The organism is Streptomyces humicola, assembly GCF_024436035.1.
In the GTDB taxonomy this organism is placed as follows: Bacteria; Actinomycetota; Actinomycetes; order Streptomycetales; family Streptomycetaceae; genus Streptantibioticus_B; species Streptantibioticus_B humicola.
Window position 1 is genome coordinate 50716 of the sequence record NZ_JANFNG010000013.1, and the last position, 21624, is coordinate 72339.

Annotated in this window: 20 protein-coding genes; 15 read left to right on the plus strand and 5 right to left on the minus strand. The window is 71.1% G+C overall.

The genetic code is table 11. The features are described 5' to 3' along the window. Positions 1-121 precede the first annotated feature (121 nt). Together NGB36_RS17870 and NGB36_RS17875 are read left to right on the plus strand one after the other, a co-directional pair. Positions 122-889, plus strand: a complete 768-nt coding sequence (locus NGB36_RS17870; RefSeq protein ID WP_255921311.1) for a TSUP family transporter — start codon at positions 122-124, stop codon at positions 887-889. Positions 890-1033: 144 nt separating this feature from the next. Continuing rightward, entirely contained in the window at positions 1034-1945 is a 912-nt protein-coding gene (locus NGB36_RS17875) for a DMT family transporter (RefSeq protein WP_255921312.1), read from the plus strand. On the opposite strand, the gene NGB36_RS17880 is transcribed toward NGB36_RS17875, so the two are convergent. From NGB36_RS17880 to NGB36_RS17890, 3 genes are all read right to left on the minus strand, one after another. Beyond that, positions 1924-3438 (minus strand): glycosyltransferase family 39 protein, encoded by a 1515-nt coding sequence (locus tag NGB36_RS17880; RefSeq protein ID WP_255921313.1) that lies wholly within the window; start codon positions 3436-3438, stop codon positions 1924-1926. The two genes, NGB36_RS17875 and NGB36_RS17880, sit on opposite strands and share 22 nt — an antisense overlap. A 178-nt stretch (positions 3439-3616) precedes the next feature. Continuing rightward, positions 3617-4480: an SCO6745 family protein gene (locus NGB36_RS17885; protein WP_255921314.1), complete on the minus strand. Its 864-nt coding sequence runs from the start codon at positions 4478-4480 to the stop codon at positions 3617-3619. An 11-nt stretch (positions 4481-4491) separates the two neighbouring features. Beyond that, a complete protein-coding gene (locus tag NGB36_RS17890; protein ID WP_255921315.1) occupies positions 4492-5280 on the minus strand; it encodes an enoyl-CoA hydratase/isomerase family protein in 789 nt (262 codons plus the stop codon). Positions 5281-5838: 558 nt separating this feature from the next. On the opposite strand from NGB36_RS17890, the gene NGB36_RS17895 reads away from it, so the two are divergent. Then, positions 5839-6270 (plus strand): ATP-binding protein, encoded by a 432-nt coding sequence (locus NGB36_RS17895; RefSeq protein WP_255921316.1) that lies wholly within the window; start codon positions 5839-5841, stop codon positions 6268-6270. Between the two features lie 29 nt (positions 6271-6299). On the opposite strand, the gene idi is transcribed toward NGB36_RS17895, so the two are convergent. Next, positions 6300-6914 carry an isopentenyl-diphosphate Delta-isomerase gene (gene idi / locus NGB36_RS17900; protein WP_255921317.1) on the minus strand — a complete coding sequence of 205 codons (615 nt, stop codon included), beginning with the start codon at positions 6912-6914 and terminating at the stop codon, positions 6300-6302. Positions 6915-7016: 102 nt separating this feature from the next. Continuing rightward, on the minus strand, positions 7017-7967 hold the full coding sequence (locus tag NGB36_RS17905; RefSeq protein WP_255921318.1) for a cation diffusion facilitator family transporter: 951 nt from the start codon (positions 7965-7967) through the stop codon (positions 7017-7019). A gap of 449 nt (positions 7968-8416) precedes the next feature. Here NGB36_RS17905 and NGB36_RS17910 point away from each other — a divergent pair, with 449 nt between their 5' ends. The 12 genes from NGB36_RS17910 to NGB36_RS17965 all read left to right on the plus strand — a co-directional run bounded on the left by NGB36_RS17910 (position 8417) and on the right by NGB36_RS17965 (position 21623). Then, positions 8417-9166, plus strand: coding sequence for a phosphocholine cytidylyltransferase family protein (locus NGB36_RS17910; RefSeq protein WP_255921319.1), 750 nt, complete (start codon positions 8417-8419; stop codon positions 9164-9166). After that, complete coding sequence (locus NGB36_RS17915) at positions 9154-10215, plus strand: iron-containing alcohol dehydrogenase family protein (protein ID WP_255921320.1); 1062 nt, start codon at positions 9154-9156, stop codon at positions 10213-10215. The genes NGB36_RS17910 and NGB36_RS17915 overlap by 13 nt, the downstream gene beginning before the upstream one ends. After that, entirely contained in the window at positions 10193-10978 is a 786-nt protein-coding gene (locus tag NGB36_RS17920; protein ID WP_255921321.1) for a CDP-alcohol phosphatidyltransferase family protein, read from the plus strand. Before NGB36_RS17915 ends, NGB36_RS17920 begins: the two co-directional genes overlap by 23 nt. A gap of 74 nt (positions 10979-11052) precedes the next feature. After that, positions 11053-11925, plus strand: coding sequence for a glycosyltransferase family 2 protein (locus NGB36_RS17925; RefSeq protein ID WP_255921398.1), 873 nt, complete (start codon positions 11053-11055; stop codon positions 11923-11925). Between the two features lie 77 nt (positions 11926-12002). Next, positions 12003-12932: an ABC transporter permease gene (locus tag NGB36_RS17930; RefSeq protein WP_255921322.1), complete on the plus strand. Its 930-nt coding sequence runs from the start codon at positions 12003-12005 to the stop codon at positions 12930-12932. Beyond that, positions 12925-13737 carry an ABC transporter ATP-binding protein gene (locus NGB36_RS17935; protein WP_255921323.1) on the plus strand — a complete coding sequence of 271 codons (813 nt, stop codon included), beginning with the start codon at positions 12925-12927 and terminating at the stop codon, positions 13735-13737. The genes NGB36_RS17930 and NGB36_RS17935 overlap by 8 nt, the downstream gene beginning before the upstream one ends. A gap of 408 nt (positions 13738-14145) precedes the next feature. Then, positions 14146-15051 (plus strand): squalene synthase HpnC, encoded by a 906-nt coding sequence (gene hpnC / locus NGB36_RS17940; protein ID WP_255921324.1) that lies wholly within the window; start codon positions 14146-14148, stop codon positions 15049-15051. Beyond that, the gene (hpnD, locus tag NGB36_RS17945) at positions 15048-15998 is read left to right on the plus strand and encodes a presqualene diphosphate synthase HpnD (protein WP_255921325.1); all 951 of its coding nucleotides are present in this window, start codon (positions 15048-15050) and stop codon (positions 15996-15998) included. Before hpnC ends, hpnD begins: the two co-directional genes overlap by 4 nt. A gap of 97 nt (positions 15999-16095) precedes the next feature. Then, positions 16096-17616, plus strand: coding sequence for a hydroxysqualene dehydroxylase HpnE (gene hpnE / locus NGB36_RS17950; RefSeq protein WP_255921326.1), 1521 nt, complete (start codon positions 16096-16098; stop codon positions 17614-17616). Next, a complete protein-coding gene (locus tag NGB36_RS17955) occupies positions 17613-18713 on the plus strand; it encodes a polyprenyl synthetase family protein (protein ID WP_255921327.1) in 1101 nt (366 codons plus the stop codon). Before hpnE ends, NGB36_RS17955 begins: the two co-directional genes overlap by 4 nt. A gap of 155 nt (positions 18714-18868) precedes the next feature. Continuing rightward, a complete protein-coding gene (gene shc, locus NGB36_RS17960) occupies positions 18869-20890 on the plus strand; it encodes a squalene--hopene cyclase (protein WP_255921328.1) in 2022 nt (673 codons plus the stop codon). A gap of 91 nt (positions 20891-20981) precedes the next feature. Next, positions 20982-21623 (plus strand): phosphorylase family protein, encoded by a 642-nt coding sequence (locus NGB36_RS17965; protein ID WP_255921329.1) that lies wholly within the window; start codon positions 20982-20984, stop codon positions 21621-21623. Position 21624 lies beyond the last annotated feature (1 nt).

A 21624-nucleotide genomic window follows, 5' to 3' on the forward strand; every position in this document is an offset into this window, starting at 1 on the left:
CCCGCCATTGCCCGTCCGGTGTGTCCGGTATGGAGGGGCCGCCCGCGGGCCGAAGCCCCATGTCAGGGATGATCGTTGGCCGGAGGCCGGAAGAGCCGGCCGGTCGAGCGCGGGGGACCCGATGAGCGCGAGCGACGTCCTGGAACTGATACCCGTGGCCATGGCCGCCGGCTGGATCGACGCCGTCGTGGGCGGTGGCGGCCTGCTCTCGCTCCCCGCGCTGCTGGTGGCACTGCCGGGCGTCCCGACCGCCACCCTCCTCGGCACCAACAAGGTCATGGCCGTCACCGGCACCACGTCGGCCGCGGCCACCTATCTGCGGCGGACGGAGGTGGACGGCCGGTTCGCCGGTGTCGCCGCGGGCGTCGCGCTGCCGGCCGCGGCCGCCGGGGCGGTGGTGGCCACGGCGCTGCCCGGCAACGTCTTCCGTCCGGTGATCATGGTGGCTCTGCTGGTCGTCGGGCTCTTCGTCACGCTGCGTCCCGATTTCGGGGGGACGCATGCGCCGGTGCGGCTCGGCCCCGCCCGTGCGGCGACCGCGGCGACCCTCAGCGGTGCCGTGATCGGCTTCTACGACGGGATGATCGGCTCCGGGACCGGCACCTTCCTCATCATCACCTTCCTCCTCGTCCTCGGCGCCGACTTCCTCCACGGCTCGGCGATGGCCAAGATCGTCAACGTGGCGACCAACCTAGGCGCCGTGATCGTCTTCGTCGCACAGGGGCACGTCCTGTGGGGGCTTGCGCCCGCCATGGCCGCAGGCAACATCGCAGGCGGCGCGCTCGGCGCGCGGATGGCGCTCAAGCGCGGCACGTCATTCATCCGGTACGCGCTGTTGGCCGTTGTTGTCGCTCTGGTGGTGAAACTCGGCTACGACCAGTGGGCCTGACCCCGTGGGACGGCCAAGCGAAGACCCCACCGACGGCCGCACAGACTGTCGCTGGGGCCCCGCCGGGGCGCTATCGTCGGGAATGCGGAGACGCAGTGCGGAATGCGCCCTGTGGCGCGCCCGCAGGGTCGAGAGGGTGACGTCGTGGCCGTGTTCCTGCTGGGGGTCGGCGCCGCATGCTGCCTCGGCGTCGGCTTCGTCCTGCAGCAACGCCAAGCCCAGCGCGCCCCGCTCTCCGACTTCCTCTCCTTCCGGCTGCTGCTCGACCTGATGCGCTACCCGGAATGGCTGCTGGGCATCGCGGCCATGATCGCCGGTCTCGTTCTGGGCGCGATCGCCCTCGCCAACGGCGAGGTCTCCCTGGTCGAGCCGCTGACCGCCACCAACCTGCTGTTCGCGATGGCCCTTTCGCGCTGGCTGACCGGCCAGCCACTCGGCTGGAGCGGCTGGCTCGGCGTCGTGCTGCTCGCACTCGGCGTGACGTCGTTCATCGTCGCCGGGCAGCCGTCCGGCGGCGGTCACCTGGCGGGACCGCTGAAACACTGGCTGATCTTCGGCATCGTCGTCGGGCTCGCCCTGCTGCTCACCGCGCTCGCCAGACACATACACCCCACGCTCGAAGCGACCGTGCTCGCGCTCGCCGCCGGCCTGCTCTACGGGCTGCAGGACTCGCTCACCCGGATCACCGGCCAGTTCGTGGCCAGCGGCGGCGTCGCGGTGATCTTCGTGCACTGGCAGCCGTACGTCATCGTGGTGCTCGGCATCACGGGGCTCCTGCTGGTGCAGAGCGCCTTCGAGACGGCTCCACTGCGCTCCTCACTGCCCGCTCTGACCGCGGCGCAACCGCTCGCCGGCATCGCCTGCGGCGTCGGCATCCTCGGCGACCGGCTGCGCGTCACACCCGGCGCCCTCGCCTGGGAAGCAGCCGGGCTCGTGGCGATTGTGCTGGGGATCGTGCTGCTCGGCAGCCACCCGGCAATGCCGGAGGGCCGGTGCGCCCAGCGCGACCCGATGCAGGCCAAGCGCGCGCACGCTCAGCGCGTCGGCGGCACGTAGGCGGACCACCCCTTGACCAGCGGCGAGCCGTGCAGTGCGACGCGCCTCCAGCCCGGTGCGTAGTCGGGGGCGCTGCCGCCCGGTCCGACCAGGATTGCGACGTTCTCGTGCTCGGCGGCGCGGATCACGGCCGGCCCCGAGGCCGCCGACGCGTCGGTGTGGACGTCCGAGGAGATCGACGAGGCACAGCGGGCGTTGTAGGCGACGGGCTGGGTCTCTCCGGCCACGAGGCAGGGCGGCTTGATGCCGATACGGTTCAGCGCCAGGCCGAGGGCCCGGTACTGCCCGTTGTCCCGGACCGCCGCGTCGACCTGGTGCCGCAGCACCACCTGCTGTTCCGCCATGTTCGCCAGCAGCAGGCCGCCGACCAGCACGCAGGCGGCGATCCTCGCCGGCGTGGGCGCGTTTCGTGCGGCCCGCAGTCCTCGCGTCAGCAGCGCCGCTATCGGCAGCGACAACAGCGCGAACGCCGGGAGGAAGAAGCGCGGCGCGGAATAGTTGATCATGAACAGGTACGAGGCGGACAACGACAGTGCGCACACCGCAGGGAGCGCCGCCGTCGCCAGTGGCCGTCGGCCTAGCCGCGCCGCCACGACGAGGGCCACTGCAGCGAGCACCGGTATCGCCACCGCCCACAGGTCGGCCCACGCCGGGCCTTCACCGGTCGTGCACGGGCGGCACAACACAGGGCCGTTGGCGCTGCGCAGGACGTGTCCGAGGTTCCACGACACGCCCATGCCGCCTTCGACGCCGGCCGCGTCGCTGAGCCGCTCCAGCACCCCGCCGAAGCGCACATACGCCTCGATGACCCACTCCACCAGCCCGGCCGCGAGCCCGCCCGTGATCGCCGCCGCGACCGCCGGCCTCCGCCAGGAGCGCACCGCTGCCGCAGCGACGAGCAACGGCAGCGCCAGATACACCCCGTCATTGGCGCGAACCAGCGTCGCCCAGCCGACGGCGAACCCGATCCCCAGCAGCAGGCGCGCGTCCGGCCCCTCCCGTACCGTCCGAAGGAACAGGCCTGTCGCCGCCACGGCGGCGAAGGCCACCCACAGGTTCGGCATCAGCTCCGGACCGTAGTCGAGGCTCACCCACAGGGTCGCGAAGAGCAGCGCGGCGAGCGCCGTCGTACCGCCCCCGATGAGCCGCCGCCACACTGCGAACGAGGCGAACAGCGCAAGCCCCGACAACACGGCCAGGAAGACCCGTATCGCCGTCGGGTCGGAGGTGAACAGGGCCACCGGCGCACCGAGCAGCGTCACGCCGCGTGAGCGCGGGGCGCTGAAGAAGGCGGCCGGGGAGCGGGGATCCACCTGGGAGAAGTAGATCGACTCGTCCCAGGCGAGCGGGTGCCCGGGCGAGACGAGCACCAGTTGCAGCACGGTGTAGACAACGGCGACCAGGGCCAGTCGCAGGTCGCGGCCGCGCAGCTGCGCTGCGGCGCCGGCGACCCGGGGGGTGGCGCGGGCCGACGCTATACCGGCTGTGGTCATAGGCGTCTCCTCATCGGTGCGGACCCGGCCTGCCGACCCTGCATTGTCACCTATGCAGGCCAATCATGGGGCCGCATCCTGTGAGGGGAACGCAGCACCCCGGGGCCGGAAGCCGCGCCCGGTGCCGCCTGCCTGCATCCGGTGCTGCCTGCCCGCTCTCGGCGGCCCGGCCCGGCGCTCAGCCCTTGCCCATGTGCTCGACCGGGAGCCCCTCGCCGTCGAGCACCGCCTTGGTGAACGCCCCGGCGAGCTCCGTGAGCCGCTCCGCGCCCGCCGCGCCGAGGTGCTTGTAGGGGGCGAAGGCGAGCCTGTCGGTGTCGTCCTCGATGGCGCGCCGCAGCTCCGCACCGCGCTCGGTCAGCTCGCCGTCCGCGTCGAGCAGCCCGCGCTCGCGCAGCCGTTTCTGGGCGTCGGCCCACTCCTGCGCCGACCAGCCGCGCGTGGTCTGCACGAAGTACGGCGTGAAGCCCTTGCCCGTCGCCGTGTGCGTGACCAGCGCTTCGAGACCGTCGAGCTCCGCTTCGGCGAGCGCGATCAGATGGCCGTCGCCGCGGTGCTCACGCAGCAGCGTGGCCGCGTGCCACAGCGCCAGATGCGGCGCGTCGGGCACCGGCAGGTCGGCGTTGGCCGCGTACAGCACCCGGCCGGGGCGTTCGCATGCCTCGCTGGCGTGGAGGGCGAGCTCGGCGGCGACGGTCATCTCCTTCGACGCGATCGCCTCCGGGCCGAGGATGCGGGTCATGCAGGCATCGGTGACCAGCAGCCGGGTTTCGAGCACCTGCTGCGGCGAGGCGGAACTCCATGCCGCCGGGATGTGCTGGGCGACGAGATCGGGATGGAAGTTGTAGAAGGTGGCGATGACGGTGCCGGCGCCCACGGCGCCGAGCGGCGCCGCCCGTCCGGCGAAGTAGGCCATGGGACCGCGCTCCAGGCCGATGGCGGCGAACTGCTCGTCGTACTCGGGCGCGAAGTAGATCGCCGAGTGCAGCGGATTGAGCGCGTGGTGGCAGTTGCGGGCCGCGCGCAGTGTGAGGGTCGTCATACCCTCTTACGTTACCGGTCGGTAGAGACGGTCCATGTGAAGCGCGGCGCACGGCGCTCGAGGAAGGCAGCGACGCCCTCGGCGCGGTCCGCGCTCTGCCGCGCCTGCCGCTCCCAGTGGGCCAGCCGTGCCGGATCGGTGCGGCCTTCGACGGCCATCCCCGCGAACTCCTTGGCCGCGGCCTGGGTGAGCTGCGAGCGGTCGGCCAGGGTACGGGCGAAGGCCGTCACCCGCGCGTCGAGCTGCTCGTCGTCGAGCAACTCGTCGACGAGCCCGGAGCGCAGGGCTCGTTCGTCGTCGATCAACTCACCGGAGAACAGCAGGTACTTGGCGGCGGACGGCCCGACGAGACCGACGAGTCGCTGCGTCGACGTGGCCGGGTAGACGATCCCGAGCTTGGCCGGCGTCACGCCGAAACGTGCACCCCGTGCCGCGAACCTCAGATCGCATGCCGCCGCCAGCTGGCAGCCGCCGCCCACGCAGAAACCCCGGATCGCCGCGATCGTCGGCTTGGGGAACGCGGCGAGTGCATCCTCCGCCGCGACGGCGGCCTGCTGCGCCGAGGTCTCGGCCTCGCGCAGCCCTGAGATGTCTGCGCCCGCGCAGAACGTCCCGTTCGCGCCGGTCAGCACCACCACCCGCACCGCGGGGTCGTCGGCCAACCGCTCCAGCAGCCTCGGCAGCTGCTGCCACATCGCCAGGGTCATGGCGTTGCGCTTGGCCGGATGGCTGATCGTGACGGTAGCGGTGGCGGTGGAGCCGTCCTGGTCCAGCAGCAGACCGGGCTCGCCCTCACCCATGCGTTCCTCCTGGCCATAGGGCATGCCGTGGATGCATGCGTCGGCCGGATCCTAGCCGCACGGGCGCGGCGGGGATCGGCCCCTCGGCCTCGCACGGCCTCGCACGGCCTCGCACGGCCTCTCGGCGCGGCCGTTGCGGTCGCCGTTGCAGTCGCCATTGAAAGTGGAACGAAGCCCGCAGAACCGTTCCTCCCGTTGGCCCGAACGGTCCTGATCGGCCAATTGGCGGCAAAAGGTTCAGACTTGTGGTCACTGCGCTGGTGACGGCTCCGTGGCCCCAACACTCATGGGGAGTGAGGCGGTCACAGGGCGTCCCCGGCCGGGGACGCTGCGATGGGCTGCGGGGAACATCACGCGAGGCGGGGTGCAGTCATGGAGGTCCGCGGGAGAGTCCCGCCCGACCCGGTTCCGGCGGCGGGCGCCGCATGGTCAGATGCCGGCGGCCCGGCGCGGCGCAGCCGAGATGCAGCGCAGGTTGAGGGTCCCGCCCGAGGAACGGGGGAGGGACACTCGGCCGAAGCGGAGTCGAGGCGGAGCACGCCCAGCAGCGCGGCCACGGTGTGCCCGTACGAGGGGACATGGCGCTTCACCGCACCCGCTCTGGAGTCCTCCGTGCCGCAGGCCAGGCACGCGGTGCTCGACCTGCTCCGGCGGCAGGGCGTACCGGTGGGCCAGGATGTCGTCGACGACCTGCTGCTGATCGTCTCCGAGCTGGTCACCAACGCCGTACGGCACGCGGCCGTGCTCTCCCCGCAGATCACCGTCGAGGTGGCGGCCGATTCCGCGTTCGTCAGGGTCGCCGTCGCCGACGGCCACCCCTACCGGCCCAAGGCGCTGGAAGCCGACGCCGCCCGGACCGGCGGACGCGGTCTGCTGCTGGTCAAGGCGGTCACCCTGGAGGCGGGCGGCCGCTGCGACGTCGACGTCACCCCGGAGGGCGGCAAGGTGATCTGGGCCGCCCTGCCGATCCGCAGGACGCCGCTGGTGTGACCGGCCGGACGGCCTAAGGCCGCCGGCAGCTACCAGCCGGCGGAGCGCCCGGTCAGCTCCCGCACCGTCGGAAGCGCCGCGTCGAGCACGGTCCAGAACCAGGACGACAGCGTGGTGTCGGCGCCGAGCTTCTCCAGCTCCTCCCGGGTCACGAAGGCGGTCTCGGCCACCTCCACCGGATCGGGATGAGGCTCGGCCCGCACTACCCCCACGAACAGGTGGTTGTACTCCTGCTCGACGAGGCCGGAGGCAGGGTCGGGGTGGTTGTAGCGCACGGTCCCGGCCTCCCGCAGCAGCACGGGCGCAATACCCAGCTCCTCCGCCGTACGGCGGGCGGCGGCCACGAAGGGCTGCTCGCCGGGGTAGGGGTGCCCGCAGCACGTGTTCGACCAGACGCCGGGGGAGTGGTACTTGCCCAGCGCCCGACGCTGCATCAGCAGCCGCCCGGCATCATCGAAGAGGAAAACGGAGAACGCGCGGTGCAGCTTTCCCGGCGGCAGGTGGGCGGAGAGCTTCTCGGCGGTGCCGATCGTCACGCCGCTCTCATCGACCAGCTCCAGCATGATGGGTTCCGTTCCGCCTGCGGAGGCGGGCTCTTGGGCCGAGGTGTCGGCGGTGCGGCCGGAAGCTGGGCTGATCGGCATGGCCATCCTTCGCTGTCGTGACAAACCGGCCCTTAGTCTGCCTCACGACCTACCTATTCCGCCGGTTGGACCCGCCTGTTGCCCCGGCGCCCCGGCATCGGGTCAGTGGCACAGCCTGGTCTCGTGCGCCTGGTGGCCGCCCGGCTCCAGCTGGAAGGTGCAGTGCTCCACGTCGAAGTGGGATCCCAGACAGCCTTGCAGATCGTGCAGCAGCTTCTCGTGCCCCACCGCGTCCAGCACGTCGGGCGCCACCACGACGTGTGCCGACAGCACCGGCAGCCCCGAGGTGATGGTCCACACATGCAGGTCGTGCAGGCCCTGCACGCCCGGCAGCGCCAGGATGTGGGCCCGTACCTCCACCATGTCGACGCCCTTCGGCGCGGCCTCCAGCAGCACGTCCAGCGCCTCACGCAGCAGTTTGACCGTCCGGGGGACGATCATCACCCCGATCAGCAGCGAGGCGACAGGGTCGGCCCGCCGCCAGCCGGTCGCCATGATCACCACCGCCGCGACCACGACGGCGAGCGAACCGAGCGCGTCGGAGAGCACTTCCAGGAAGGCCCCGCGCACGTTGAGGGACTCGCGCTGTCCGCGCATCAGCAGCGAAAGCGAGACCACGTTGGCGACGACGCCGACCGAGCCGAAGATCACCGTCACCCCGCCCGGCACCTCGGCCGGGGTGATCAGCCGCTCGACGGCTTCGACGAGGATGTAGCCGCCGACTCCCAGCAGCAGCACGCAGTTGAGGACGGCAGCGAGGATCTCGGCGCGCGCGTACCCGTACGTACGGCGCTCGCTCGCCGGACGGTTGGCGAAGTGGATCGCCAGCAGGGCCATGGAGACGCCGATCGCGTCGGTCGCCATGTGACCCGCGTCGGCGAGCAGCGCGAGAGAGCCGGTGACGGCGGCGCCCGCGATCTCCACGAGCAGCACGGTCAGGGTGATGCCCAGCGTGATCCGCAGCTGCCCGCGGTACGCGCCGGCGGCCGTGCCCTTCGCGTCCGGATCCGGGCCGTGCGCATGCCCGTGACCGTGCCCGTGCCCTGCCCCCATTGGCCATGCCCCTTCCGAGCCCTTGGTCGGCTCCTGGTCCCGGATGCGTTCGGTCCGAGATGCGTCATCTGCCCGGCGCACGCCGGCTCGGCCCAGTGGAACACCGCTCACCGGCTGTGGGCAACTCGCTACTGATGACCGTTGTCATCGTCGATGACCTGCGCCGATGCGGGGGCGCCCGGCCGAAGCGGCGACGGTACGGTGACGGTGCGGTGACCTGCGGACGTCCGCAGGCTGTCCGGAATCCGCAAATCCGATAGCCTCGGCCGTCGCCTACCATCACTACGACACGGTGCCCGGCGGCACCGGTGCGGCCCCGCGGGCCCTCGCTCTCCCAGCGCCGGCGGCCCTCGCCGGCCTCCGGCGCCGGCGGTGCTCCTGCGAGCATCCGGTTTCCCGGATCCGAGGGGGCGCACCCGTGGTACACGACGAAACAGGAGAACCCACATATGATCGGCCTCGTGCTGGCGGCCGGCGCCGGACGGCGTCTTCGCCCCTACACCGACACCCTGCCGAAGGCGCTGGTGCCGGTGGACCCGGCGGGAGAGGGCACCACCACGGTCCTCGACCTGACGCTGGGGAACTTCGCCGAGGTCGGTCTGAAGGACGCCGCCATCGTCGTGGGATACCGCTCCGAGGCCGTCGTCGAGCGCCAGGCGGCGCTGGAGAAGAAGTACGGCGTCAAGCTGCACCTCGTCCACAACGACAAGGCCGAGGAGTGGAACAACGCCTACTCGCTGTGGTGCGCCCGTGACGTCATCGCCGAGGGCGTCATCCTCGCCAACGGCGACACCGTCCACCCGGTCTCCGTCGAGCGCAGCCTCCTCGACGCCCGCGGCAACGGACAGCAGATCATCCTCGCGCTCGACACGGTCAAGACCCTCGCCGACGAGGAGATGAAGGTCGTCGCCGATCCCGCCAAGGGCGTGCGCCGCATCACCAAGCTGATGGACCCGGCCGCGGCGAGCGGCGAGTACATCGGCGTCACCCTCATCGAGCCCACGGCGGCGGCACCGCTCGCCGACGCGCTGAAGGCCACGTACGAGCGCGATCCGCAGCTGTACTACGAGGACGGCTACCAGGAGCTCGTCGACCGCGGTTTCCAGGTCGACACCGCCGCCATCGGCACCGTCAGCTGGGTGGAGATCGACAACCACGACGACCTCAACCGCGCCCGGGAGATCGCGTGCCAGTACTGACCCGGCTCATCCCATCCCCGGTCGTCGTCGACATCAGGTCCGGCGCCCTGGACGACCTGGCAGGCCTCCTCGCCGACCAGAGGATCTCCAGCTCGGGCAAGCTGGCCTTCGCCATCAGCAACGGCTCCGGGGCGGCGCTGCGCGCCCGGCTGGCCCCGGCACTGCCCGGCGCGGACTGGTTCGAGGTGGGGGGCGGAAGCATCGACGCCGCCGTCAAGCTGGCGGACTCGATGCGCGGCAAGCGGTACGAAGCGGTGGTCGCCCTCGGCGGCGGAAAGATCATCGACGCGGCCAAGTACGCCGCCGCACGTGTCGGTCTGCCGCTGGTCGCTGTCGCGACGAACCTGTCGCACGACGGCATCTGCTCGCCGGTCGCAACCCTGGACAACGACAACGGCCGCGGCTCCTACGGCGTCCCGGCGCCCATCGCCGTGGTCATCGACCTCACGGTGATCCGTCAGGCCCCGCAGCGCTTCGTCCGCTCGGGGATCGGCGACGCGATCTCCAACATCTCGGCGATCGCCGACTGGGAGCTCTCCCACCGGGAGACCGGAGAACGGGTCGACGGCCTGGCCGCCGCGATGGCCCGTACCGCCGGCGAATCGGTGCTGCGGCACCCGGGAGGCACCGGCGACGACGACTTCCTCGTCACCCTCGCCGAGGCGTTGGTGCTCTCCGGCATCGCCATGTCGGTCAGCGGTGACAGCCGCCCGGCCTCCGGTGCCTGCCACGAGATTCTCCACGCCTTCGACCTGCTCCACCCCCGGCGCGCGCCGTCGCACGGTGAAGGAGCGGGCCTCGGCGCCGCGTTCGCGATGTTCCTGCGCGGAGCCGTGGAGGAGGCGGGCACCATCGCCGAGGTGCTGCGACGCCATGCACTGCCGGTCCTGCCGAGCGACATCGGCTTCACCGAGCAGGAGTTCCTCAGCGTAGTGGCGTACGCTCCGCAGACTCGCCCCGGGCGCTACACGATCCTGGAGCACCTGGACCTCGACACCGACGCGATCAGGGATGCGTACGCGGACTATGTCAAAGCCATCGGTAGCTGAACTGCGGCCGGTCGTTCACCCCTCGGGGCTGAAGGACCGGCGCAGCGGTGAACACTGGGCCGGGCGTTACTACATGCGGGAGATCTCGCTGCGGTGCACCCGGCTGCTGGTCAACACCCGCCTGTCGCCGAACCAGTTCACCGGACTGATGATCGTCGCCGGAGTGGCGGCGGGCGCGGTGCTGCTCGTTCCGGGCCTCGCGGGCGCCGTGCTCGGCGCCCTGCTGATACAGCTGTACCTGCTGCTGGACTGCGTGGACGGCGAGTTGGCGCGCTGGACGAAGAAGACGTCGATCACCGGGGTCTACCTCGACCGCATCGGCCACTACCTATCGGAGGCGGCGCTGCTCGTCGGCTTCGGCGTCCGTGCCGCCGACATATTCCACAGGGCGGGCGCGACGACCCAGTGGGGGTACGCGTTCATCGGCACGCTCGCCGCGCTCGGCGCGATCCTGATCAAGGCCGAGACCGATCTGGTGGACGTCGCACGGTCGCGCAGCGGACTTCCCGCGGTGAAGGACGAGGCGTCGGTGCCGCGGTCCTCCGGGCTCGCGCTCGCCCGCAGGGCGGCCGCCGCGCTCAAGTTCCACCGACTGGTCGGCGGGGTCGAGGCCTCGCTGGTCATCCTCGCCGCGGGCATCGCCGACACCGTCCACGGCGGGCTGTTCTTTGCCCGGATCGCGGTCGGCGTCCTCGCCGCGATCGCGGTGGTGCAGACCCTGCTCCACCTCATCAGCATCCTCGCATCGAGCAGGCTGCGGTGAAGGCGGTGAAGGCGGTGAAGGCGGTGAAGGCGGCGAAGGAGGCGAAGGCGGCGACGACGGTGGATGCGCGGACGATGAAGCTCGGCGCCGTGGTGCTCACCATGGGCAACCGTCCCGCCGAGCTGCGTACCCTGCTCGACTCGGTCGCCAAGCAGCGCGGCGAGGCGGTGGAGATCGTCGTGGTGGGCAACGGGTCGCCGCTGCCGGAGCTCCCCGAGGGGATCCGTACCGTCGAGCTGCCCGAGAACCTCGGCATCCCCGCCGGCCGCAACGTCGGCATCGAGGCGTTCGGGCCCGGCGGCAGCGAGGTCGATGCGCTGCTCTTCCTCGACGACGACGGTCTGCTGCCGAGCGACGACACCGCGGAGCTGGTCCGCGACGCCTTCGCCGCCGACCCGCGCCTCGGCATCATCAGCTTCCGCATCACCGACCCCGTCACCGGCACCACGCAGCGCCGCCACGTCCCCAGGCTGCGCGCGTCGGACCCGATGCGCTCCTCGCGCGTGACAACCTTCCTCGGCGGCGCCAGCGCGGTCCGGACCGCCGTCTTCCAGCAGGTCGGCGGCCTGCCCGGCGAGTTCTTCTACGCCCACGAGGAGACGGACCTGGCCTGGCGGGCTCTTGACGCCGGGTGGTCGGTCGACTACAGATCCGACATGGTGCTCGAGCATCCCGCAACCGCGCCCAGCCGGCACGCCGTCTACCACCGTATGGTGGCGAGAAACCGCGTCTGGCTGGCCCGGCGCAACCTGCCGGCTCCGCTCGTCCCGCTGTATCTGGGCACGTGGATCGTGCTCACCCTGGTCCGCCGCCCGTCACGGCCGGCCCTGAGGGCATGGCTGGGAGGGTTCAAGGAGGGCTGGACCACCCCCTGTGGCCCACGCCGTCCGATGAAGTGGCGTACGGTTTGGCGGCTGACCCGACTGGGCCGACCCCCGATCATCTGACAAGCTCGATCTGAGACCATCGGGCGCAGGCCGGGATCCCGCCCCGGCCCCGCACCAAGAGGACGAAAGTGTCAACTGTGAGCGATACCACGCATCAGAGCGCGGTCGCCGTCAGCACCAGGCCGGCGCCGTTGCCGGGTGACGGCCTGTCCCCGGCCGAGCTGGCGGCCAAGCACGGTCTCTCGGTCAGTGGCGCCCGGCCGCCGTTGCCGGACTACGTACGACAGCTGTGGGGCCGGCGGCACTTCATCGTCGCGTACTCGGTGGCGCGGTTGACCGCGCAGTACACCAACGCGCGGCTGGGCCAGATCTGGAACGTGCTGACGCCGATGCTGAACGCGGCGGTGTACTACCTGATCTTCGGCGTGCTGATGAACAGTAAGCGCGGCATCGACAACTACATCGCATACCTGGTCATCGGTGTCTTCGTCTTCAACTTCACGCAGTCTGCGATCCTGGCGGGCACGCGGGCGATCTCGGACAACCTGGGACTGATCCGAGCGCTGCACTTCCCCCGGGCATGCCTGCCGATCTCGATCACGCTGATCCAGCTGCAGCAGCTGCTGTATTCACTGATCGTGCTGGTCTCGATCGTGCTGATGACGGGCGAGACCGTGGGTATGGGGTGGCTGCTGATCATCCCGGCGCTGCTGCTGCAGTGCGTGTTCAACATCGGCTGTGCGATGTTCGTGGCGCGTATCGGCAGCGAGGTGACCGATGTCGCCCAGTTGATGCCGTTCCTGTTGCGGACCTGGATGTACCTGTCCGGCGTCATGTACTCCATCACGACGGTCAAGTCGCACCTGCCCGGTGTTTTCGGGGTGATGCTGGAGCTGAATCCGGCGGCCGTGTACATCGATCTGATGAGGTACTCGCTGATGAGCAGCTTCACCTCGTCCCAACTGCCGCACCACGTATGGTTCGCGGCGTTGGCATGGTCGGCGATCGCAGGCATCGGCGGATTCGTGTTCTTCTGGAAGGCTGAGGAGAGGTACGGCCGTGGCTGAGCAGAGCGGCGCCGCTGCGGCGCGGACCACCAACGCGGACGGCGAACGGGTGCCGACGGTCATTGTGGACGATGTGCACATCGTCTACCGGGTCCATGGCGCGGGAAGCGGCAAGGGCAGTGCGACGGCGGCGCTGAGCCGGATCGTGCAGCGCAAGACCTCGCCGAACGTCCGCGAGGTGCACGCGGTGCGCGGGGTGAGCTTCGTCGCATACCGCGGTGAGGCGATCGGGATCATCGGTTCCAACGGTTCGGGGAAGTCGACGATCCTGCGGGCGATCGCCGGTCTGCTGCCGGCCGAGAAGGGCAAGATCTACACCGATGGCCAGCCGTCGCTGCTCGGCGTCAACGCGGCACTGATGAACGACCTGACCGGTGAGCGCAATGTGATCCTCGGCGGTCTGGCGATGGGCATGGGTAAGGAGGAGATCTACGAGAAGTACCAGTCGATCGTGGACTTCTCCGGGATCCAGGAGAAGGGCGACTTCATCTCGCTGCCCATGCGCACGTACTCCTCGGGTATGGCCGCCCGGCTGCGGTTCTCCATCGCGGCGGCGAAGCAGCACGAGGTGCTGATGATCGACGAGGCGCTGGCCACCGGTGACCGCAGGTTCCAGAAGCGGTCGGAGGAGCGGATCCGCGAGCTGCGTGAGGAGGCCGGTACGGTCTTCCTGGTCAGCCACAACAACAACTCGATCCGGGACACCTGCGAGCGGGTGCTGTGGCTGGAGAAGGGCGATCTGCTGATGGACGGTCCGACCGAAGAGGTGCTCGCAGCGTACGAGGAGCACACCGGCGGCAAGTAACCGGCTTCTCCGCGCCTCTGCTCGGCGCCTCTCAGCGACGTTTCTCGGCCCCCGTCGGCGTTCCGGTCGGCGGGGGCCGATCGTGTGATGTGGATCATGTGTATCAACTGTGCGAAAAGGATGAACTCTCTTGTCTGCGGGGAAGGTTCACGCCATCCGCGGCGTTCGCGTCATCAGATGACCGCGGTGTGTCACCCGGACGCGCGACGGCTTGCTGTACGGCGTACGCTAGGTCGGTGCGGCTGCCGCCGCGGCGGAGGCGGTTCGGGGTGCGGCGTGTCCGAAATGGGAAGATCATGAGGATCGGTGTAGAACGGGGGATGTGGCGGCCATGACTACTGGAAATGTCCAGCTCCGAGGCGCGACCGCCACCGGCTCGCCGGGCAGCCGGTGGTGACCGCGGGGGACGTGGCAGGGTCCCGAGCGGTGCTCGACAAAGCCGCCCGGGAAAACTTCCCTGTCGCCCCCTTCTTCCTGCCCCGCGCCTGGCGCGCCGACCTCATGGCCGTGTACGGCTACGCCAGGCTCGTCGACGACATCGGTGACGGCGACCTGCAGCCCGGCGGCCAGGATGCGGCATGGCTCGGCGTGCCCGCGGACTCCGCCGACGACCGGCTCGCCATGCTCGACGCCTTCGAGGCCGACCTGCGGCGGGTCTTCGACGCCGCGTCCGACCAGTCGACTCCGGCGACGGGACCGAGCCACCCGATCCTGCGGATGCTGCAGCCGACCGTGCGCCGGTGCCGCCTCACCCCCGAGCCGTTTCTCGGCCTCATCGAGGCGAACCGCCAGGACCAGAAGATCCGCCGCTACGCCCGGTACGACGACCTGGCCGCGTACTGCGAGCTGTCCGCCAACCCGGTGGGCCGCCTGGTGCTCGCCGTCACCGGCACCGAGACCCCCGAGCGGATCCGCCGCTCCGACGCGATCTGCACGGCGCTGCAGATCGTCGAACACCTCCAGGACGTCGCAGAGGACCTCCGCGACCGCGACCGCGTCTATCTGCCCGAGGAGGACATGGCCAGGTTCGGCGTCACGGAGTCCGACCTGGCCGCCCCGACGGGGGGCGCACGGTTGCGCGCGCTGGTGAAATTCGAAGCGGAACGCGCGCGGGATCTGTTGAATGAAGGCACCCCCCTGGTGGGTAGCGTCCACGGCAGGCTGAAGCTCCTGCTCGCCGGATTCGTCGGCGGCGGGCGTGCCGCGCTCGCGGCGATCGCGGCCGCCGGGTACGACGTACTCCCCGGGCCGCCGAAGGCCACCAAGCTCGGACTGCTGCGCGAGGTGGGGTTCACATTGCGAAGAGAGGGGTGAGCCGGACCGTGGACGGTTCCGCGCACACGTCCGCGCCGGTGCTCGCTGCGTACCGTTACTGCGAGACCGTGACCGGGCAGCAGGCCCGTAACTTCGCGTACGGCATCAGACTGCTGCCGACCGACAAGCGCCAGGCGATGTCGGCGCTGTACGCCTTCTCGCGGCGCGTCGACGACATCGGTGACGGCTCGCTCGACGCCGACGCCAAGCAGGCCAGGCTGGAGGAGGCCCGGGCGGTGCTCGGCCGCGTCCGCGACGGAGCGGTCGCCGAGGACGACACCGACCCGGTCGCGGTCGCGCTCTCCGACGCCGCGCGCCGGTTCCCCATCCCGCTCGGCGGCCTCGACGAGCTCATCGACGGCGTCCTGATGGACGTACGCGGCGAGACGTACGAGAGGTGGGAGGACCTCGCCCAGTACTGCCGCTGCGTGGCGGGCGCCATCGGACGGCTCTCGCTGGGCATCTTCGGCACCATGACGCCCGCGGGCCCGGGGCGCGCCGAGGCCGACCGCGCGCCGGAGTACGCCGACACGCTCGGGCTCGCGCTCCAACTCACCAACATCCTGCGGGATCTTCGCGAGGACGCGGCCAACGGCCGCACCTATCTGCCCTCCGACGATCTCGCCAAGTTCGGCTGCGCGGAGGGGTTCTCGGGGCCCGTGCCGCCCGCCGGATCCGACTTCACCGGCCTGGTGCTCTTCGAAGTCAAACGCGCCCGCGGGCTGTTCGCGGAAGGGTACCGGCTGCTGCCGATGCTCGACCGGCGCAGCGGAGCCTGCGTCGCGGCGATGGCCGGCATCTACCGGCGTCTGCTGGAACGGATCGCCGCTGACCCCGAGGCGGTGCTGCGCGGCCGGGTCTCGCTGCCGGGCCGGGAGAAGGCGTACGTCGCCCTGCGCGGGCTCACCGGCTTCGACGCCCGCCTGGCGGCGAGGGGACGGGTGTGATGGACGCAGACACGGTGCAGGCAACCCGGGCGCGTGCCGTTGCGTCCCTGACGTCGCAACGGCGTGACGATCAGGGCACGGCCGGAGGTGAGGGAGCATGAGCAGCGATCGCACGGGCCGTCCCGGAGCGGCGGCCGCGGTGGTCGTCGGCGGGGGGCTCGCGGGCATCACCGCGGCCCTCACCCTCGCCGACTCCGGTGTGCGCGTCACCCTCGTCGAAGGACGGCCCCGGCTCGGCGGTGCCGCCTTCTCCTTCCAACGCGACGGCGCCTGCGGGGACTTGACGGTCGACAACGGCCAACACGTCTTCCTGCGCTGCTGCACCGCATACCAGTGGTTCCTGGACAGGATCGGCGCCTCCGACCTCGTCACTCTCCAGGAACGGCTCGACGTGCCGGTGCTCGACGCCGGTACCGGCCGTCTCGGGCGGCTGCGCCGCCAGTCCCTGCCGGTGCCGCTGCACCTCGCCGCCTCGCTCACCGGTTACCCGCATCTGAACCCCGTCGAACGCGTCAGGGCCGGCCGAGCCGCGCTCGCACTGCGCGGGCTCGACCCGGAGGACCCGGCGCTCGACGACACCACACTCGCCGACTGGCTGCGTGGCCAGGGCCAGTCGCGGCGCGCCGTCGAGGCGCTGTGGGACCTGATCGGCATCGCCACCCTCAACGCCACCGCTGAGGAGGCGTCACTGGGCCTGGCCGCCATGGTCTTCAAGACCGGGCTGCTCTCCCATCCTGGAGCGGCCGACATCGGCTGGGCCCGCGTCCCCCTCGGCGAGCTGCACGACGGCAAGGCGCGCGCCGCGCTCGACGCGGCCGGCGTGCGAACCGTGCTGCGCGGCCGCGTGGGCGAAGTGCGCCCCGCGCCCGACGGCCGCTGGCAGGTCGGCCTGCACACCGGACCGGGAGCCGAGGAACAGCTCGATACGGACGCCGTCGTCCTCGCCGTACCGCACCGGGAGGCCCATGGGCTGCTGCCCGACGGTGCGCTGGAGGACCCCGCGGCGCTGCTGAAGATCGGCACCGCGCCGATCCTCAACATCCATGTGGTCTACGACCGGCCCGTGCTGCGCCGGCCCTTCTTCGCCGCACTCAGCAGCCCGGTGCAGTGGGTCTTCGACCGCACCGAGCACTCGGGCCTGACCGGCGGCGGCCAGTACCTCGCGCTGTCGCAGTCCGCGGCGCACGAGGAGATCGACGAGCCGGTCTCCGCGCTGCGCGCCCGCTACCTGCCCGAACTCGAACGACTGCTGTCACCCGCGCGGGGCGCGGGCGTACGCGACTTCTTCGTGACCCGGGAGCGCACCGCCACCTTCGCACCCGCTCCCGGAGTCGGCCGGCTGCGCCCGCCGGCACGCACCCGGGCGCCCGGCCTCTACCTGGCCGGCGCGTGGACCGCCACCGGATGGCCCGCGACCATGGAGGGCGCCGTGCGCAGCGGTCTGAGTGCCGCACGGGAGGCACTCAGCCGACTCGGCCGCCCTGTCCACCCCGACCACGGCCAATCGGCGCTGGAGTCGCATGAGCGACCCCCGAGCGGCCACCGGCCGGATCCCGATACGACACCTGCACCTCTGCGCCGCGCGGGCGGAGAAGCGAATGAAGAAGGTGCCGCATGAGCAACACCCGAAGCAGAGGAGAGAACGTGAGCCCCGCCAACGAGCAGGTCACCGCGTCGGATGCGAGAAGGAGCGTCGCGGCGCTGCTGGAGCGTGGGCGGACCATGACCACCCCGGTGCTGCGCGCCGCGGTGGACCGGCTCGCGCCCCCGATGAACACCGTCGCCGCCTACCACTTCGGCTGGATCGACGCCACCGGACGCCCCGCCGACGGCAGCGGCGGCAAGGCCGTACGCCCCGCACTCGCCCTGCTCTCCGCCGAGGTCGCGGGGGCGGAGCCCGAGGTCGGCATCCCCGGCGCGGTCGCCGTGGAACTCGTGCACAACTTCTCGCTCCTCCACGACGATCTGATGGACGGCGACGAGCAGCGCCGCCACCGCGACACCGTCTGGAAGGTGCACGGACCCGCCCAGGCGATCCTCGTCGGCGACGCCCTCTTCGCGCTCGCCAACGAGCTGCTGCTCGAACAGGGCACCACCGACGGCGGCCGGGCCACCCAACGGCTCACCGTCGCCACCCGCAAGCTGATCGACGGTCAGGCCCAGGACATCTCCTTCGAGCACCGCGAGCGGGTCACCGTCGAGGAGTGCCTGGAGATGGAGGGCAACAAGACCGGTGCGCTGATCGCGTGCGCCTGTTCCATCGGAGCGGTGCTCGGCGGCGCCGACGATGCGACCGCCGACGCCCTCGAACGGTATGGCTACCACCTGGGTCTCGCCTTCCAGGCGGTCGACGACCTGCTCGGCATCTGGGGAGAGCCGTCCGTCACCGGCAAGCAGACCTGGAGCGACCTGCGGCAGCGCAAGAAGTCCCTCCCTGTGGTCGCCGCACTCGCGGCGGAGGGTCCCGCTGCCGAGCGACTGGGTGAACTCCTCGCCGCAGACGCCAAGAACACCGAAATCGGCGAGTTCAGTGAGGAAGAATTCGCCAACCGTGCCGCGTTGATCGAAGAGGCGGGCGGCCGCGAGTGGACCTCGCAGGAGGCCCGCCGCCAGCACGCCACCGCACTCGAAGCACTGAACGGGGTCTACATGCCGGAGGAGACGAGACGAAATCTGCTCGCACTCGCCGACTTCGTCGTGGTACGAGAAAAGTGAACGCTACATCTGGTTTATCCGACGCAACTGATGTAACTGACGTATCGGCACCAGCACCACCCGGCACCACCATCGAAGTCGCCGACCGGACGACGCTCAGCCGACGGCCGACGGAAGCCCCACCAGCGCAGCGCCACACTGCAGAAGGGGAAGCCATGACAGCGACGACCGACGGAAGCGCGGAGGCTCTGCCGCCTCGTGCCGCCTCGGCCACCACCGGTTCACCCATTCCGGCGACCGCCAGGGACGCGCCGGCGGAGACGGTCGAACAGGTCGCGGCCCGGGCGACCGAACGCGCCGTCACCCATTTGCTGGCATCCCAGCATTCCGACGGTTGGTGGAAGGGCGATCTGGAGACGAATGTCACCATGGACGCCGAGGACCTGCTGCTCCGTCAGTTCCTCGGCATCCTGGACGACAGGACGACCCAGGCGGCGGCCCGCTGGATCCGCTCCCAGCAGCGCGAGGACGGCACCTGGGCCACCTTCTACGGCGGGCCGGGCGAGCTGTCCACCACCATCGAGGCATACGTGGCGCTGCGACTGGCCGGGGACGAGCCGGAGGCGCCGCACATGGAGGCCGCCTCCGCCTGGGTGCGCAAGGAGGGTGGCATCGCCTCCTCCCGCGTCTTCACCCGCATCTGGCTCGCCCTGTTCGGCTGGTGGAAGTGGGAGGACCTGCCGGAGCTGCCGCCGGAGCTCATCCACCTGCCCAAGTGGTTCCCGCTCAACATCTACTCGTTCGGCTGCTGGGCCCGGCAGACCATCGTGCCGCTGACCGTCGTCAGCGCCTACCGGCCGGTGCGGCGCGCGCCCTTCACCCTGGATGAGCTGCACACCGACCCCGCACTGCCGAACCCATCGTCCCGGCCCGCCCCCCTCACCACCTGGGACGGCGTCTTCCAGCGCCTGGACCGGGCGCTGCACGCCTACCGCAAGGTGAGCCTGCGCCCGCTGCGTCGGGGCGCACTGAACACCTGCGCGCGGTGGATCATCGAGCGTCAGGAGAACGACGGCTGCTGGGGCGGCATCCAGCCCCCCGCCGTCTACTCGATCATCGCCCTGCACCTGCTCGGCTATGACCTCGACCACCCTGTGATGCGCGCCGGTCTCGAATCGCTCGACCGCTTCGCGGTCTGGTACGAGGACGGCAGCCGCATGATCGAGGCATGCCAGTCCCCGGTGTGGGACACCTGTCTCGCCATCATCGCGCTCGCCGACGCCGGCGTACGCCCCGACCACCCGGCGCTGGTCAAGGCCGCCGAGTGGATGGCCGCCGAGCAAATCTCCCGGCGCGGTGACTGGACGGTGCGCCGCCCCCGCCTGCCCGCAGGCGGCTGGGCGTTCGAGTTCCACAACGACAACTACCCGGACATCGACGACACCGCCGAGGTGATCCTCGCCCTCAAGCGTGTCGCCCACCCCGAGCCCGACCGCATCGCCTCCGCCGTGCAGCGCGGCGTGCAGTGGAACCTCGGCATGCAGTCCAGGAACGGCGCCTGGGGCGCCTTCGACGTCGACAACACCAGCCAGTTCCCCAACCGGCTGCCCTTCTGCGACTTCGGCGAGGTCATCGACCCGCCGTCGGCCGACGTCACCGCGCACGTCGTGGAGATGCTCGCCGCGGTCGGTAAGGAGCACGACCCGCGCACCCGGCGCGGCGTCGAATGGCTGCTCGCGGAACAGGAGCCGAACGGCTCGTGGTTCGGGCGCTGGGGCGTCAACTACATCTACGGCACCGGCTCCGTCGTGCCGGCCCTGATCGCCGCCGGTATCCCGGCCTCCCACCCCGCGATCCGCCGTGCCGTCAGGTGGCTGGAGAGTGTGCAGAACGCCGACGGCGGCTGGGGCGAGGACCTGCGCTCCTACCCCGACACCAGCTGGGTCGGCCGCGGTGCCTCGACGGCCTCGCAGACCGCGTGGGCGCTGCTGGCGCTGCTGGCGGCAGGGGAGAGGGAGGGGCAGGCCGTCGAGCGCGGTGTGCGCTGGCTCGCCGAGACGCAGGCCGACGACGGCTCCTGGGACGAGCCGTACTTCACCGGCACGGGCTTCCCCTGGGACTTCTCCATCAACTACCACCTGTACCGGATGGTCTTCCCCCTCACCGCGCTCGGCCGCTACGTCCACGGTGAGCACCCCGCCCTCGAAGCCGGGTACCGGCCCAGAGAGGCCGCCTGACATGGCGAAACCACCCGCCGTACCGGCCGTACGGCCCCGGATAGAAACATCAGCCACTGCCGCGGCGGGCGCCGTGGATCCGGTGGATCCGATGGATCCCGCAACCGCGGTCAAGGGCGCCGTCCGGCCGGGCCGGGAGGGACGGCCGCTGCTCATCGTGTGCGCGCTGGGCATCGAGCGCCTCGCGCTGCGCGGCGGCGACCGGTCAGGTGCGGCTGGGCCTGTCGCGCTGCTGCGCACCGGCATGGGCGCCCGGGCGGCGGAGCGCGCCGTCGCCCGGGCGCTGCGCGGCGATCCCCGCCTGCGGGAGGCGGCCGTGCTCGCCACCGGCTTCTGCGCCGGGCTTGCCCCGGCGCTGCGCCCCGGCGACGTCGTGCTCGACGAGCGCGGGCCGGCCCGCGAGACACTCGTCGACGCGCTCACCCTGCTGGGCCGGCGCGTCCACACCGGGCCGATCGCCCATTCGGACCACGTCGTGCGCGGGGCGGAACGTTTCCGGTTGCGCGCCGCCGGAGCCGTCGCGGTCGACATGGAGACGGCCGCCGTCCGGCGTGCGGCGCTGGCGGACGGCCCCCGTCCGGTGGCGGCCGTCCGTGTCGTCGTCGACACCCCTGAGTACGAACTGCTGCGTGTCGCAACCCTTCGCACCGGTATTACCGCGTTCCGCGTGCTGAGGTCAGTTCTTCCTGCCTTTCTTGAATGGCACCGCTCTATTGCGCTCCCCTGGAGGTGAG

Excerpts from the sequence above, each read along its gene's own strand:
- idi (WP_255921317.1), bottom strand. The coding sequence starts at position 6,914 with ATGCCGATCAGCCCAGCTTCCGGCCGCACCGCCGACACCTCGGCCCAA.
- NGB36_RS17955 (WP_255921327.1), top strand. The coding sequence starts at position 17,613 with ATGAGCAACACCCGAAGCAGAGGAGAGAACGTGAGCCCCGCCAACGAG.
- NGB36_RS17880 (WP_255921313.1), bottom strand. The coding sequence starts at position 3,438 with ATGACCACAGCCGGTATAGCGTCGGCCCGCGCCACCCCCCGGGTCGCC.
- shc (WP_255921328.1), top strand. The coding sequence starts at position 18,869 with ATGACAGCGACGACCGACGGAAGCGCGGAGGCTCTGCCGCCTCGTGCC.
- NGB36_RS17910 (WP_255921319.1), top strand. The coding sequence starts at position 8,417 with ATGATCGGCCTCGTGCTGGCGGCCGGCGCCGGACGGCGTCTTCGCCCC.
- hpnE (WP_255921326.1), top strand. The coding sequence starts at position 16,096 with ATGAGCAGCGATCGCACGGGCCGTCCCGGAGCGGCGGCCGCGGTGGTC.
- NGB36_RS17885 (WP_255921314.1), bottom strand. The coding sequence starts at position 4,480 with ATGACGACCCTCACACTGCGCGCGGCCCGCAACTGCCACCACGCGCTC.
- NGB36_RS17870 (WP_255921311.1), top strand. The coding sequence starts at position 122 with ATGAGCGCGAGCGACGTCCTGGAACTGATACCCGTGGCCATGGCCGCC.
- NGB36_RS17890 (WP_255921315.1), bottom strand. The coding sequence starts at position 5,280 with ATGGGTGAGGGCGAGCCCGGTCTGCTGCTGGACCAGGACGGCTCCACC.
- NGB36_RS17965 (WP_255921329.1), top strand. The coding sequence starts at position 20,982 with ATGGATCCCGCAACCGCGGTCAAGGGCGCCGTCCGGCCGGGCCGGGAG.
- NGB36_RS17925 (WP_255921398.1), top strand. The coding sequence starts at position 11,053 with ATGAAGCTCGGCGCCGTGGTGCTCACCATGGGCAACCGTCCCGCCGAG.
- NGB36_RS17905 (WP_255921318.1), bottom strand. The coding sequence starts at position 7,967 with ATGGGGGCAGGGCACGGGCACGGTCACGGGCATGCGCACGGCCCGGAT.
- NGB36_RS17920 (WP_255921321.1), top strand. The coding sequence starts at position 10,193 with ATGTCAAAGCCATCGGTAGCTGAACTGCGGCCGGTCGTTCACCCCTCG.